This is a genomic window from Bartonella sp. AP1QHHD, assembly GCF_042196265.1.
Taxonomy (GTDB): Bacteria; Pseudomonadota; Alphaproteobacteria; order Rhizobiales; family Rhizobiaceae; genus Bartonella.
This window is the reverse complement of record NZ_JBHIPW010000107.1, coordinates 1-13,834: the sequence shown is the minus strand read 5'-3', so window position 1 is coordinate 13,834 and position 13,834 is coordinate 1. Positions and strand designations below refer to the sequence as shown.

At 38.8% G+C, this 13,834-nt stretch carries 13 protein-coding genes, 2 tRNA genes and 3 pseudogenes; 2 read left to right on the top strand and 16 right to left on the bottom strand.

All coding sequences use genetic code 11. From position 1 onward, the window contains the following. Window positions 1-4 precede the first annotated feature (4 nt). From nuoK to ACFIME_RS09305, 12 genes and pseudogenes are all read right to left on the bottom strand, one after another. Window positions 5-313, bottom strand: coding sequence for an NADH-quinone oxidoreductase subunit NuoK (gene nuoK / locus ACFIME_RS09360; RefSeq protein ID WP_273791275.1), 309 nt, complete (start codon window positions 311-313; stop codon window positions 5-7). Between the two features lie 14 nt (window positions 314-327). Continuing rightward, the gene (locus tag ACFIME_RS09355) at window positions 328-948 is read right to left on the bottom strand and encodes an NADH-quinone oxidoreductase subunit J (RefSeq protein ID WP_375611880.1); all 621 of its coding nucleotides are present in this window, start codon (window positions 946-948) and stop codon (window positions 328-330) included. Between the two features lie 94 nt (window positions 949-1,042). After that, entirely contained in the window at window positions 1,043-1,534 is a 492-nt protein-coding gene (nuoI, locus tag ACFIME_RS09350) for an NADH-quinone oxidoreductase subunit NuoI (RefSeq protein WP_375634047.1), read from the bottom strand. A gap of 14 nt (window positions 1,535-1,548) precedes the next feature. After that, on the bottom strand, window positions 1,549-2,595 hold the full coding sequence (gene nuoH, locus ACFIME_RS09345; protein ID WP_375618184.1) for an NADH-quinone oxidoreductase subunit NuoH: 1,047 nt from the start codon (window positions 2,593-2,595) through the stop codon (window positions 1,549-1,551). A 22-nt stretch (window positions 2,596-2,617) separates the two neighbouring features. Then, a complete protein-coding gene (nuoG, locus tag ACFIME_RS09340) occupies window positions 2,618-4,687 on the bottom strand; it encodes an NADH-quinone oxidoreductase subunit NuoG (protein WP_375634045.1) in 2,070 nt (689 codons plus the stop codon). A gap of 68 nt (window positions 4,688-4,755) precedes the next feature. Next, window positions 4,756-6,060, bottom strand: coding sequence for an NADH-quinone oxidoreductase subunit NuoF (gene nuoF, locus ACFIME_RS09335; protein ID WP_375662514.1), 1,305 nt, complete (start codon window positions 6,058-6,060; stop codon window positions 4,756-4,758). A gap of 129 nt (window positions 6,061-6,189) precedes the next feature. After that, window positions 6,190-6,880, bottom strand: a pseudogene (nuoE, locus tag ACFIME_RS09330) (NADH-quinone oxidoreductase subunit NuoE). Further along, window positions 6,880-8,070: an NADH-quinone oxidoreductase subunit D gene (locus ACFIME_RS09325; RefSeq protein ID WP_375613457.1), complete on the bottom strand. Its 1,191-nt coding sequence runs from the start codon at window positions 8,068-8,070 to the stop codon at window positions 6,880-6,882. The pseudogene nuoE and the gene ACFIME_RS09325 overlap by 1 nt, the downstream one beginning before the upstream one ends. A gap of 120 nt (window positions 8,071-8,190) precedes the next feature. Next, on the bottom strand, window positions 8,191-8,802 hold the full coding sequence (locus ACFIME_RS09320; RefSeq protein ID WP_375684847.1) for an NADH-quinone oxidoreductase subunit C: 612 nt from the start codon (window positions 8,800-8,802) through the stop codon (window positions 8,191-8,193). A gap of 14 nt (window positions 8,803-8,816) precedes the next feature. Continuing rightward, complete coding sequence (locus ACFIME_RS09315; RefSeq protein WP_375662512.1) at window positions 8,817-9,398, bottom strand: NuoB/complex I 20 kDa subunit family protein; 582 nt, start codon at window positions 9,396-9,398, stop codon at window positions 8,817-8,819. After that, the gene (locus tag ACFIME_RS09310) at window positions 9,389-9,754 is read right to left on the bottom strand and encodes an NADH-quinone oxidoreductase subunit A (protein WP_005773599.1); all 366 of its coding nucleotides are present in this window, start codon (window positions 9,752-9,754) and stop codon (window positions 9,389-9,391) included. The genes ACFIME_RS09315 and ACFIME_RS09310 overlap by 10 nt, the downstream gene beginning before the upstream one ends. 293 nt (window positions 9,755-10,047) lie before the next feature. Continuing rightward, window positions 10,048-10,124, bottom strand: a tRNA-Asp gene (locus tag ACFIME_RS09305). Between the two features lie 174 nt (window positions 10,125-10,298). Here ACFIME_RS09305 and ACFIME_RS09300 point away from each other — a divergent pair. Further along, window positions 10,299-10,374, top strand: a tRNA-Val gene (locus ACFIME_RS09300). A 23-nt stretch (window positions 10,375-10,397) separates the two neighbouring features. Here ACFIME_RS09300 and ACFIME_RS09295 read toward each other — a convergent pair. The 4 genes and pseudogenes from ACFIME_RS09295 to ACFIME_RS09280 form a co-directional block, all read right to left on the bottom strand. Then, a pseudogene (locus tag ACFIME_RS09295) lies at window positions 10,398-10,843 on the bottom strand (XRE family transcriptional regulator). Window positions 10,844-10,892: 49 nt separating this feature from the next. Then, entirely contained in the window at window positions 10,893-11,282 is a 390-nt protein-coding gene (locus ACFIME_RS09290; RefSeq protein ID WP_375662511.1) for a hypothetical protein, read from the bottom strand. A gap of 248 nt (window positions 11,283-11,530) precedes the next feature. Then, the gene (locus tag ACFIME_RS09285) at window positions 11,531-11,947 is read right to left on the bottom strand and encodes a hypothetical protein (RefSeq protein ID WP_375662510.1); all 417 of its coding nucleotides are present in this window, start codon (window positions 11,945-11,947) and stop codon (window positions 11,531-11,533) included. Next, a complete protein-coding gene (locus ACFIME_RS09280; protein WP_375684846.1) occupies window positions 11,913-12,437 on the bottom strand; it encodes a hypothetical protein in 525 nt (174 codons plus the stop codon). The genes ACFIME_RS09285 and ACFIME_RS09280 overlap by 35 nt, the downstream gene beginning before the upstream one ends. Before the next feature lie 97 nt (window positions 12,438-12,534). On the opposite strand from ACFIME_RS09280, the pseudogene ACFIME_RS09275 reads away from it, so the two are divergent. After that, a pseudogene (locus ACFIME_RS09275) lies at window positions 12,535-13,701 on the top strand (tyrosine-type recombinase/integrase). The last annotated feature ends 133 nt before the right edge of the window (window positions 13,702-13,834 follow it).

Here is a 13,834-nt window from a genome sequence, read left to right as displayed (position 1 = left end):
CTGGTTAGCCTTTCATTACATTAACATCTTCAACCGCAATGGAACCACGATTACGGAAAAAAACGACCAGAATTGCTAAACCAATGGCAGCTTCAGCAGCTGCTACGGTTAAGACAAATAAAGCGAATACCTGACCAACGAGATCATGAAGAAATGCTGAAAATGCAACAAAATTGAGATTAACTGAAAGCAATATAAGCTCAATGGACATCAAGATAATAATCACATTTTTTCTGTTGAGAAAAATTCCAGCAATACCAATTGTAAACATTAAAGCAGAAACAGTGAGATAATGTGTAATATCAATATACATCTGCATAGCCCCCCTTACATACCTTTGCCTGATTCAACTTGTTTGATTTCAATGGCACTTTCTACCGTTCTAGAAACTTGCTCCGCAATAGATTGCCGCTTTACTCCTAATTTATGACGAAGTGTTAAAACAATAGCTCCAATCATTGCAACCAATAAAATCATTCCAGCAATTTGAAAATAGAAAACATAATCCGTATAGAGAATATCACCTAATGCTTGTGTATTTGTTCGCTGCGCTAAATCTGGCATTGGTTGCGTAACATGCGTTCTCAAGACTGGAGAAAAATAGCTACTCATAAAAACAACAATCAATTCTACAGCGATAATAACACCAATAAGAGCTCCAATAGGAGCATACCGAAGAGTTCCACTCTTTAACTCAGCAAAATCAACGTCAAGCATCATAACGACAAATAAAAATAAAACAGCGACAGCTCCAACATACACAACAAGCAGAATAAGCCCTAAAAACTCTGCTCCTGCAAGTAAAAACAAAGCTGCTGCATTAAAAAATGCGAGGATTAAAAACAAAACAGAATGCACTGGATTGCGTGCTGTAATAACAATAACTGCACTTGTTAGCATAATAAAAGCAAACAAATAGAAAAATGCCGCCGCTAGATCTGTTAGCATAGGCTTCTCCTTAATTATTCAAACAATTGGTATAAACTTCATACCAGATTACAATTTATCGGAAAAATATCCGACACCTCATTTAACGATACACTTAACGATAAGGCGCATCCATCAATATATTTCGAGCAATTTCTCGCTCCCATCGATCTCCATTCAATAAAAGTTTTTCTTTATCATAATAAAGTTCTTCACGTGTTTCCGTCGCAAACTCAAAATTTGGACCTTCGACAATAGCCTCAACCGGACAGGCTTCTTGACAAAAACCACAGTAAATACATTTAACCATGTCTATATCATAACGGATAGTTCTACGTGTACCATCATTGCGCCGTGGCCCAGCTTCAATTGTAATCGCTTGAGCAGGACAAATCGCTTCACATAATTTACAAGCAATACACCGTTCTTCACCATTTGGATAGCGACGCAATGCATGCTCACCGCGAAAACGCTGAGATACAAAACCTTTTTCATAAGGATAATTAATCGTGGGTTTTGGTGAAAAAAATTGACGCATAGCTAAGAAAAAAGCACTCACAAATTCCAATAGAAGAAGTGACTTTGCCGCCTGAATAAAACCTGACATCGTAACATCTCCTCTTAAACGAAATCCGTAAACTTTAAAAAAGCAGCAGTTATCACAACCATTGCTAGTGAGAGAGGAAGAAAAACCTTCCAACCAAGCCGCATAAGCTGATCATAGCGATAACGTGGAACAAATGCTTTGACCATAGCAAACCAAAAAAATACAAAACAGACTTTTAAAACAAACCAAATGATACCAGGAACCCAATTAAGCCACCAAACATCTAAAGGAGGCAGCCAACCGCCTAAAAATAGAATAGTTGTTAATGCGCACATTAAAACAATCGCAACATATTCACCAAGAAAAAAGAGCATGTAAGGCGTTGAAGAATATTCAACCATATGACCAGCAACAAGTTCAGATTCTGCTTCCACCAAATCGAATGGAGGACGGTTTGTCTCTGCGAGCGCAGAAATAAAAAATATAATAAACATTGGAAAAAGGACCAACCAATTCCAATCGAGAAAGCTGTTAAAAGGAAGACCAAGAGTTGTACCAATTCCAGAACTTTGTTTATGAACAATTGTTGTGAGATCCAACGAACCACTTATTAAAATGACAGTCACAAGCACAAAACCAATGGAAACTTCATAAGAAACCATTTGTGCCGCCGAACGAAGAGCTCCTAAGAAAGGATATTTTGAATTTGATGCCCATCCCCCCATAATAACACCATAAACTTCAAGAGATGAAATGGCTAAAATATAAAGCAAGCCAACATTAATCTTTGCAACCTCCCAACCCTCATTGACAGGAATAACAGCCCAAGTTGATAAAGCAAGTGTCGCTGAAACAAAAGGAGCTAAAAGAAAAACACCCTTATTTGCACCTGCAGGGATAATAGGCTCCTTAACAACAAATTTAATTAAATCTGCAAAAGACTGTAACAAACCCCATGGTCCAACAACGTTTGGTCCACGACGCAATTGTACCGCTGCCCAAATTTTTCTATCTGCATAAAGAAGATAAGCAACTAAGACCAAAAGAACGACCAAAAGAAGAAGTGTTTTTCCGATTATAATGAGTAATGGCAACAGCCAAGTCATAAAGAAATCATACATCATTATTCCTTTTCCTTTGCCCTTACTTTACTGTTTGTGTAGCATGGTTTTTTGCAAGAGATGAACATTCAGCCATAACAGCAGAAGCACGTGCTATCGGATTTGTTAAATAAAAATCTTTAACCATAGAAGTAAATGCTTGACTCTCGAGAGAAACCATTTTTGAACCAAGCGCCTTAAGACCACTTATATCAGAAGGCACTATATCATCAACAGCACAAAGGTGTGGATAATCGTTAAACAAGCATTGCCTTAATTGAGAGAGAGAATCAAAAGGGAGCTTTTGTCCTAAAATATCCGATAAAGCACGCAAAATAGCCCAATCTTCTTTTGCTTCACCTGGAGCAAAACCAGCCCGATTTGTCATTTGAACACGTCCTTCTGTATTCACATAAAGCCCTGATTTTTCAGTGTAAGCAGATGCAGGCAAAATAACGTCAGCAGCATGTGCACCATTATCACCATGGCTCCCAATATAAACTGTAAAAGCTTTTGTATTGGCTAATTCTAGTTCATCAGCACCAAGCAAAAATAGAACTTCACAGGTTTTAAGTATATTTGCAACCCCAAGCTTAGAAGTAAAGCCTATGTCCAACCCTCCAACAATCGATGCTGCATTATGAAGAACCCCAAACCCATTCCATGTCTCACTAAGAGCACCAATATTATCAGCTAATTTAGCAAGACTTTTTAAAACAGATAAACCTTCATTTCCTGAAACCGCTCCCTCTCCGATAAGAATAAGGGGCCTCTTCGCTTCTTTTAAGACATTAAAAAAAACATCCTCTCCACGAATAAGTGTCGTTAATGTATCACTCCCAGATCCAAGGTAAGAATAAGGATAACGTAAATCGACTTTCTCTCCAATTAATGCAATAGGAAAATTGCCCATCCGTTGGCGCTTTAAAATACGCGCATTTAAAACAGCTGCTTCATGACGTGGATTAGATCCCACAATAAGCAGTGCATCAGCCTGTTCAATACCTACAATTGTAGGATTAAAAATATAACTCGAGCGCCCAAACTCTGGCGATAAAGCCCCCCCTCTTTGACGACAATCAAAAAGCGTTGAGCCCAAAGAGCTCAATAATGCTTTAAGGGCATACATTTCTTCAACAGAAGCAAGATCCCCCGCAATGGCTCCAATTTTTTCTGGAAAAATTTTAGAGATTACCATTTTGATTTTTGCAAAAGCTTCTGTCCAACTGACAGGTTGAAGCTTTCCATCTTTGCGTACATATGGCTTATCAAGCCGCTGAGTCCGTAATCCATCCCAAATAAAACGCGTTTTATCAGAGATCCATTCCTCATTTACATCTTCATTTGTACGCGGCATAATCCGCATAACTTCACGGCCGCGGCTATCAATACGGATAGCACTACCAAGCGCATCCATCACATCAATCGATTCCGTTTTTACCAATTCCCATGGACGGGCATGAAACGCATAAGGTTTTGAAGTTAAAGCTCCCACTGGACAAAGATCAATAACATTTCCCTGTAATTCAGATGTCATAGCTTTTTCAAGATACGTCGTAATTTCAGCATCTTCACCACGACCGATCAAACCAAGCTCAGAAATACCTGCAACTTCCGTTGTAAAACGAACACACCGTGTACAATGAATACATCGTGTCATAACAGTTTTGACAAGAGGTCCAATATATTTATCTTCTACAGCACGTTTATTTTCTGTATAACGAGAACAATCTCGTCCATAAAGCATTGCTTGATCTTGAAGATCACACTCTCCCCCTTGATCACACACTGGACAATCCAAAGGATGATTAATGAGAAGAAATTCCATAACACCTTCACGTGCTTTTTTTACCATCTCCGTATTGGTAAAAATCTCAGGTACCTCACCGTTAGTCCCTAATCGTAAATCACGAACCCCCATAGCACAAGAAGCCTGAGGTTTTGGAGGACCACCTTTAACCTCAACTAAACACATACGACAATTTCCAGCAATTGACAAAGATTCATGAAAACAAAAACGTGGAATTTCTACCCCAGCCGCCTCAGCAGCCTGAAGCAACGTGTAGTAATCAGGAACTTCAATCTCTTTGCCATCAACTTTGATATTTATCATCACCCATCCAACCTGCAGATAACCCACTTAAAATTTGCATTCGGTTGCTCTTAAAACAAAATCCTTTATTAAACCGCTTCTAAAGCAATATTTTTGCTTTGGACTACATTTCGCGTGTATTCATCAATTCTACGCTCGATTTCCGGACGAAAATTACGTATCAACCCTTGTACAGGCCATGCGGCAGCATCACCAAGCGCACAAATAGTGTGTCCTTCAACCTGTTTAGACACTTCAAACAAAAGATCAATCTCGCGTTTTTGCGCTCTTCCCTCAACCATACGCCCTAAAAGACGCATCATCCATCCCGTCCCCTCACGACACGGTGTACACTGACCACAACTCTCGTGCTTGAAAAAAGCAGCTATACGCCAAATTGCCTTGATAATATCGGTTGATTTATCCATAACAATCATTCCCCCTGTGCCAAAAGAAGACCCGACATCTCGCATCCCATCAAAATCCATGATCGCATCGATAATATCCTCACCACGAACGACTGGACAAGAAGCCCCCCCTGGAATAACTGCTAAAAGATTATTCCATCCACCACGAACACCACTCGTATGTTTTTCAATTAATTCACGGAATGAAACACCAAGAGCGTCTTCAAATGTACAAGGTGCATTAACATGCCCTGAAACCATAAATAATTTCGTTCCAACATTATTTGCTCGTCCGATTGATGAAAACCACGAAGCCCCCCGCCGCAAAATCGTTGGAACAACGGCAATAGACTCTACATTATTTACTGTTGTTGGACAGCCATAAATCCCCATATTGGCAGGAAATGGCGGTTTAAGCCGAGGTTGTCCCTTTTTCCCCTCAAGACTTTCAAGAAGAGCCGTTTCTTCACCACAAATATAAGCACCAGCTCCATGATGAATAACAATATCACAAGCATGCCCATATTTCGTTTTTTTACCAAGTAAACCCGCATCATAGCATTCATCAACGGCAGCTTGAAGCGCTTCACGTTCACGAATATATTCACCACGAATATAAATAAAAGCAACATTGGCTCCCATAGCAAAAGTAGCGATTGCACATCCTTCAATCAAAGTATGGGGGTCATGACGTAAAATATCACGGTCTTTACAAGTTCCAGGTTCAGATTCATCGGCATTGACAACCAAATAATGAGGACGCCCATCACTCTGCTTTGGCATAAAGGACCACTTCATTCCAGTAGGAAAACCAGCACCACCACGACCGCGTAAACCCGATGCCTTCACTTCATCAATGATCCAATCACGACCTTTGTCAATCATTTCTTTCAGACCATTCCAATGCCCACGCAACATCGCAGCCTTTAATGATTTGTCTTTTAAACCATAAATATTGGTGAAGATACGATCTTTATCAGCTAGCATACCCCACCTTTTTTTCTATTACCCATAGCATTTTCCGCTTTTCCTCAAATGCAATTTTTAAATATCTTTTCAAGACTTCTTACTTTTCGTTAAATGTTGCCATCATGGGTAGAATAATAAAATATTTTCTCAAGAAAAATACTTAATTATGTTCCCCATTCTTTCCTTATCCTTTTTTGGTGAAGACTTGAGAGATCTTTTTTTCTTTCTCATCATCAATAAGAGAAGTTAAACCACTAATCGGTTCCGACGATTTACGACTATTTTGCGGACCAACCGCTATCTCAGAACCCTTCCCTGCTTCAAATGCATCAATAATTTCTTCAAGGCGTTCAGCTGTAAGATCTTCATAAGTATCTTTAAAAATCATAATCATCGGAGCATTCACACAAGCACCAAGACACTCTACCTCTTCCCATGATAAGGTTCCATCCTGATTGGTCGCAAAAGGTTCATGATGAATTTTTTTCTGACAAACTTTAATCAATTCATCAGAACCACGTAACATACAAGGCGTTGTACCACAAACTTGAATATGCGCTTTTGTTCCAACAGGCTTAAGCTGAAACTGAGTATAAAAAGTCGCAACTTCTAAGACACGGATATAAGCCATGGAAAGAATCTGAGCAATATGCTCAATTGCAGCACGTGTCACCCAACCATCTTGCTCTTGAGCACGCATTAATAATGGAATTACAGCAGACTGCTGACGCCCTGCAGGATATTTTTTTATGGTATTTTTTACCCATATCTGATTTTCTTTTGTAAAAGAAAACTCCGCAGGCTGATAAACATCATCTGCAAGACGGCGTACGGACATTAGCGATCAACCTCCCCAAAAACAATATCAATCGAACCCAAAATAGCTGTAGCATCTGCTAACATATGACCTCTGGTTAAAAAATCCATAGCTTGGAGATGAGCAAACCCAGGAGCACGCAACTTGACACGATAAGGCTTATTGGTTCCATCAGAAACAAGATAAACACCAAACTCACCCTTCGGAGCTTCCACAGCAACATATACTTCTCCAGGAGGTGTATGAAAACCTTCCGTATAGAGTTTAAAGTGATGAATCAGTGCTTCCATCGAGCTTTTCATTTCACTCCGCGTCGGTGGTACAATTTTGCGATCCAAGCTCGAAACCGGTCCATTTTTTTCAGTACTCAGTAAACGCTCCACACATTGGCGCATAATTTTCGCTGATTGACGCATTTCTTCCATACGAATAAGATAGCGATCATAACAATCGCTATTTTTACCTATAGGAATATCGAATTCCATTTCATCGTAACATTCATAAGGCTGACTTTTACGCAAATCCCATGGAACACCAGCTCCACGAATCATAACCCCAGAAAAACCGCGTGCCCAAGCTTCATCAATACTTACAACGCCAATATCCACATTACGCTGCTTAAAAATCCGATTTGGGGTCACAAGCGCATCAAGTTTTCCGAGAGAAACAAGAAATGGATCAATAAAATCACCAATATCCTCAACTAAAGATTCTGGTAAATCTTGATGCACGCCACCAGGGCGAAAATAATTTGCATGAAGACGAGCACCACAGGCACGCTCATAAAAAATCATCAATCTTTCACGTTGCTCAAATCCCCAAAGCGGTGGTGTTAAAGCACCAACATCCATTGCCTGTGTCGTTACATTAAGCAAATGATTAAGAATACGCCCAATTTCAGAAAACAAAACACGTATTAATTGCCCTCTTTTAGGAACTTTTATATCTAATAACTTTTCAATAGCAAGAACAAAAGCATGTTCCTGATTCATAGGAGCAACATAATCCAAACGATCTAGATAAGGACCAGCTTGGAGATAAGTCTTTGTTTCCATTAATTTTTCAGTACCGCGATGCAACAACCCAATATGTGGATCTACACGCTCAACAACTTCACCATCCAGCTCCAGAACCATGCGCAAAACCCCATGCGCGGCAGGGTGCTGCGGACCAAAATTGATATTAAAGTTTCGAACATTGACCTCAGCCACAATCAACCCCTTGCTTTTTAAAAAACTTCATATCAAATATCAAAAAATCTATCACGCTAAAAAATATTTAATTATTTAAGAAATACAGTACTCTAATATAATGCCTTATCAAAACCAATATTATTTTTTTTCATCTGCTTTCCCATCATATGGCAAAGTATACTGTCCTCCTTCCCAAGGAGAAAGAAAATCAAAATTACGCATCTCTTGGCGCAAAACAACAGGCTCATAAATCACTCTCTTTGCTTCATTATCATAACGGCATTCAACAAATCCTGTCACAGGAAAGTCTTTGCGTAAAGGATATCCTTCAAACCCATAATCTGTTAAAATCCGTCTCAAATCCGGATGTCCTGAAAATAAAATCCCATACATATCATACGTTTCACGTTCATACCACTCTGCGCCAGGATAAACCGTGCAAGCTGAAGCAACAGGAGTATTTTCATCTGTACGAACTTTTACACGTAAGCGTAAATTCTCACGAGGAGATAACAATTGGTAAGAAACATCAAAGCGCTTATCGCGAGAAGGATAATCCACACCACTAATGTCTGTAAGATTAATAAATTGACAGCGAGAATCATCACGAACAAACATTAAAACATCGATAATTGCATCAAGACGTACCACAATGGTCAATTCACCAAAAGCAAGAACAGTCTCTTCAAGCTTATTTTTTAATTTGTTTTCCAAATAAGCAGCAAGCTCAACCAATGTTTCATCCACCATGACAAGAAAACTCTCTATCGCTCTATGGATCCGGTACGACGGATTTTTTTCTGTAGCAACAATATGCCGTATAATAATGCCTCTGCTGTAGGTGGACACCCTGGGACATATATATCGACAGGCACGATACGATCACATCCCCGCACTACTGAATAGGAATAATGATAATATCCCCCACCGTTTGCACATGATCCCATAGAAATCACATAACGTGGCTCTGGCATCTGATCGTACACTTTTCTTAAAGCAGGAGCCATCTTATTTGTTAGAGTACCTGCCACAACCATCACATCTGACTGGCGGGGTGAAGCTCGTGGTGCATATCCAAAACGCTCATTATCATAATGAGGCATTGAACATTGCATCATTTCGATAGCACAACAAGCCAAACCAAAACTCATCCACATTAAAGAACCGGTACGTGCCCAAGTAATCAAAGCATCTGCCGAGGTAACTAAAAAACCCTTATCTGACAATTCAGCATTGATATCACGAAAAAACTCATCGTCAGATCCTATCAGCCCACCAGTATTTGGATCAATGATTCCTTTTGGTTTTAGAGCCTCAATCGTTGAATTATTAGATCTTAATTCCATTCAAGGGCTCCTTTTTTCCATTCATATATAAATCCAATAGTCAAAATCGCTAAAAACACAATCATCGACCAAAAGCCAAACATACCTATTGATTCGAATGAAACAGCCCAAGGAAAAAGAAATGCAACTTCAAGATCAAAAATAATAAATAAAATTGATACCAAATAGAAACGAATATCAAACTTCATGCGTGCATCACTAAATGAATTAAACCCACATTCATAAGCCGATAATTTTTCAGGATCGGGGGAACGATATGCTACAATATAAGGTGTAATCAACAAAACTCCAGCAATAACCGCTGACACAATAATGAAAATCAAGACTGGCAAATAAGAGCTCAATAAATAAGCCATAACCCTCTTCCATCGTAACGAAATGCCTGAGTTTAACACAATGATTCAATATTGCGTGACCAAACAGACAAATTTAACAATCGCTCTATTAACTCTATTCATACTGCTTCAAAGGCATACAGAGCGATACTTTTCTTATCGGCATAGGTAACGCAGAGCAAAGAAAGACGCAAGCCCTATTCTTATAAACCATATAAAAAGAAAGAAAATATTATTCCCCAATCAAACACTCCACCACATTACTCATAGCATATGGATATTTTAAAAAGGAAATTTTATAAGGAATCACGAAATGGCGCGAGTGACGGGGCTCGAACCCGCGACCTCCGGCGTGACAGGCCAGCACTCTAACCAACTGAGCTACACCCGCGCATTTTTTTTCGAACCAATTTAATTGGGTACAAGCGGTCGTGTAAGGGGTTCATGCGTTTATGTCAAGAAGGATTATGCATTTTTAAAAAAAATTATCAAATCCTATCTTTATTCTTGCGTTTAGAAAAATTTTTCCTTAAAGAGTTTCCATTCAATTGCTGATCATTGCATTGGGCGATTAGCTCAGCTGGTAGAGCGCCTCGTTTACACCGAGGATGTCGGGAGTTCGAGTCTCTCATCGCCCACCATATAGCTTTATATTCCTATTCAGTTATTGATTCTTCATATATTTTTTAAAGATTAAGGGATGCCTAAATAAAGTTAGGGGAATATGGTTTTTACTCTTTCCTTTACAAAGCGCATTCTTTTTGCCAGCTTTCTCTAACAATTTTTTAATAGTTCTAAATCTTCTTGTGAAATAATGTTTATCAGTCTAGCAAACATACCAACAGCTTCACATCTAAATATATCAGAAGACTTTATAGTGAAACTTTTACAACAAGAATCCGATTCTCTTTTCAAAATTTCTGCTACCTCTTGATCTAAATCATAGAGTTCAATGATCTTTTTTTCCATGCCAATAGGTAGAGATTTTTTGCTAATCTCTACAGAAGATAAAAATGATACAGATATGTCTAATTTCTTAGCCATATCTAAGAGACGTTCGGAGTGATCAATACGAAGTTTGCGTAAAGTTTTACAAAAGGGTGTTAGCATTTAAATAAAACTCGTAAGAGTATAAGCTTTACGGCATAAACTGAGAAAATTATCCACCAATAATATGTTTCACGCAATCAGCAATGTGATTTACTTTCTTTGCATTAGCAGCAACTCCATTAAATTTTTTTATAATCCAATCAGCTCCTGTTCCAAGGTGTGTAATCCATGTTTTTTGAACAATAGGCTCAACAGCCCTCACAGTTTCTTCAGTAGATGTAGTTAATTCCAGAAATCTTTCACAAACAATTCGAGGCGCTTCAAAATCATTTGCTTCATTACGTACGGTAAACAAATTATCCAAATTATCGTCGTTAATAAGATAAGGGGAATGCGTCGAATAAATTACTTTATTGCCCTTTATGCTCGATAAAGTTTGTAAGGAGCTTAATATTTTTCTCTGTGGGTGAATATGTAAATTATTTGCTGACTCATCCAATAAAAAATTATTCCATTTTTGCTTCTATGCCTGCGAACTTCTGTAAGGACTTAAAAACAAAAAACCAACTAACCCCTTTACTTCTCTCATGTAAATAAAAAAAGAGGTTATTTGCTTTAATTTGTAAACAATAATCTACAAAACCACTATTAGATTTTTCTATTATACAATCATCAAAAGGCTCTTCCCTTCAGTAATATCCACCCAACCTTCCTTCACTACTGACTTCAAATAACCATTGATCAATCCTATACGCTGCTTAACAGCATCGTTGTCATCACAATCAACAATATCTTCCTGAAAACCAATACCAAGATTTTTTTCTTATTTTGTACTCGATTGGATGAGCCATAAACATACCGACATGCTTGGCTCGCATCTCCAAGGCAAGTATGGAGATTGTAAGTATTTGTGAACATGTTCCATGTTTCTTTCCACCAGTTACTGCCAGCAGGTATTGTCTCATAAGTATAGCCATTGCCGCTAATAATTCTGCTTACAAAGTCATATCTATTCCCATCAAAACCAATAGTGGTTTGTTTGCCATCACTCACATAACCTAACAGACCGGATGCAACTAAAACATTAGCCGCTGGTCCATGGAAACTGATCGTTGTATTGCCAGCTATATCATTTACACCTTCTTGTTTGAAAGAATTCATCATAATTAAAGCCTGTCAAACTGCCACGACTATGGGCATCAAAATGCAATCCTGTGTTACCATAGCGAGACATTATATCTTTTGCTTCTTGTGTTGAATTGGTCAAACCCCAAAAGTTATTTTCCATAAACTTCTGATAGCCCGCGACCAGAAGTTCTGAGATAGCAGAATTGGCTTCTGGGAACACAACAAAATAAAGCGGTGCATTTTTATCCTTCGCATATTGAACCACATAAACAGCGGCTTCCTCTGGTGGAGTAAAGATGCCATTAAAGGAGACATGAACCTTGCCATCAGAACCTTTTTGTAAATTCTGTTGTTTTTCATCCGTTAAATAATGATATTGCAGCTGTGGGTTTCCATGACTGTCTCTTATAGGATTTCCATTTTCATCGTGATCCACGGTAGCTAGATGACAAGACATTGATTTATAATGATAATTCACTGTTTTGTATGTTGAATGAGAGTCTCGAATAACGTAAGATTCTCTCATTTCAAAGCTGTTTATGTTGAAACAATCAAAATCATTCGCTTGCACGTCAAAAGCAGGATGAATGTGTGGATCAAATTTGTATAAGAAAGGACTAAAAATGGCTCTTATGAACCGTCTTAATGCAAGATCTGTCGCAACATTGGGGGCTGGCAAATATAATGATGGCGCCGGCTTGCTTCTTCATAAGCGTAAAAATGGAGGTGCTCAATGGATTTACCGTTATACCATTCACGGTCGGCGCCGTGAAATGGGCTTGGGCGCCTTAAGACATGTCTCTTAAAAAAAGCCCGTGAATTGGCAAACCAATGGCGTGCTGTTTTACATGAGGGTCGTGACCCCATTAAAGAACGCGATAAACAAAAGCGTGAGGCAATGCGTAATCTTCATTATTTAAAAAACATTGCTTTAGATGCTTTTGAAAGCCGTAAAGCTGAATTAAAAAGAGATGGTAAAGCTTGTGATTGGTTTTTACCATTACGCCTTCATATTCTCCCTAAATTAGGCTGCCTGCCCGTTTCAGAGATTACACAAACAGAGATACGCAATACCCTTGCTCCTATCTGGCATACAAAAGCTGCAACAGCAGAGAAAGCACTAAATCGTCTTAATCTTTGTCTCAAACATGCGGCTGCATTAGGGTTAGATGTTGATTTACAAGCAACAGAAAAAGCACGCGCGCTCTTAGGTAAACAACGTCATAAAACCACTAATAGACCTGCAATGGATTGGAAAGATGTCCCCGCCTTTTATCAGTTACTCTGTAAAACACAAAACATAACACGACTGGCTTTGCGTCTGCTTATCCTCACAGGGGTTCGTACTAATTCCTTGCGTCATATTCGTGAAGATCAAATTGATGGCGATATATGGACAATTCCTGCTGAAAATATGAAAGGCAAGCGTGATACAACAACAGAGTTTCGCGTGCCTTTATCATCAGAAGCAATGAAAGTAATTGAACAAGCCCGCTGTATCTCTAAAAGTGATTTCATTCTGTCTTTTTCTGGTCGTGCTCCCATTGCTGAAAATCGTATGGCTCAATATATGAGAGATAATAAACTTGAAGCTTGCCCCCATGGATTTCGCTCTAGTTTACGCGATTGGCTAGCAGAAACAACCGATGCCCCCTATGAGGTCGCTGAAACCATTCTAAGTCATACCGGTCGGAGGACAAGTAGAGCGCTCCTATCGTCGTACTGACTATCTAGAACAGCGCCGTGTCTATATGAATAAATGGGCGGCTTATGTCACTGGTCAATCTTAAGATATGGGGTGAATAGCCCCATTATCTGTGGATAACTTTAGCTCTCTTTTCTCTCATTCTTTCTCAATAAGAGTCATGAACTATCACATCAGAAATTATATGATAAAATATTGTTTTCTATAAATAAAATACC

Coding starts and splice junctions, on each gene's coding strand:
- nuoK (WP_273791275.1), bottom strand. CDS start 313: ATGTATATTGATATTACACATTATCTCACTGTTTCTGCTTTAATGTTT.
- ACFIME_RS09355 (WP_375611880.1), bottom strand. CDS start 948: ATGCTAACAGATCTAGCGGCGGCATTTTTCTATTTGTTTGCTTTTATT.
- nuoI (WP_375634047.1), bottom strand. CDS start 1,534: ATGTCAGGTTTTATTCAGGCGGCAAAGTCACTTCTTCTATTGGAATTT.
- nuoH (WP_375618184.1), bottom strand. CDS start 2,595: ATGTATGATTTCTTTATGACTTGGCTGTTGCCATTACTCATTATAATC.
- nuoG (WP_375634045.1), bottom strand. CDS start 4,687: ATGATAAATATCAAAGTTGATGGCAAAGAGATTGAAGTTCCTGATTAC.
- nuoF (WP_375662514.1), bottom strand. CDS start 6,060: ATGCTAGCTGATAAAGATCGTATCTTCACCAATATTTATGGTTTAAAA.
- ACFIME_RS09320 (WP_375684847.1), bottom strand. CDS start 8,802: ATGGTGGATGAAACATTGGTTGAGCTTGCTGCTTATTTGGAAAACAAA.
- ACFIME_RS09315 (WP_375662512.1), bottom strand. CDS start 9,398: ATGGAATTAAGATCTAATAATTCAACGATTGAGGCTCTAAAACCAAAA.
- ACFIME_RS09310 (WP_005773599.1), bottom strand. CDS start 9,754: ATGGCTTATTTATTGAGCTCTTATTTGCCAGTCTTGATTTTCATTATT.
- ACFIME_RS09285 (WP_375662510.1), bottom strand. CDS start 11,947: ATGATGAATTCTTTCAAACAAGAAGGTGTAAATGATATAGCTGGCAAT.
- ACFIME_RS09280 (WP_375684846.1), bottom strand. CDS start 12,437: ATGAGAGAATCTTACGTTATTCGAGACTCTCATTCAACATACAAAACA.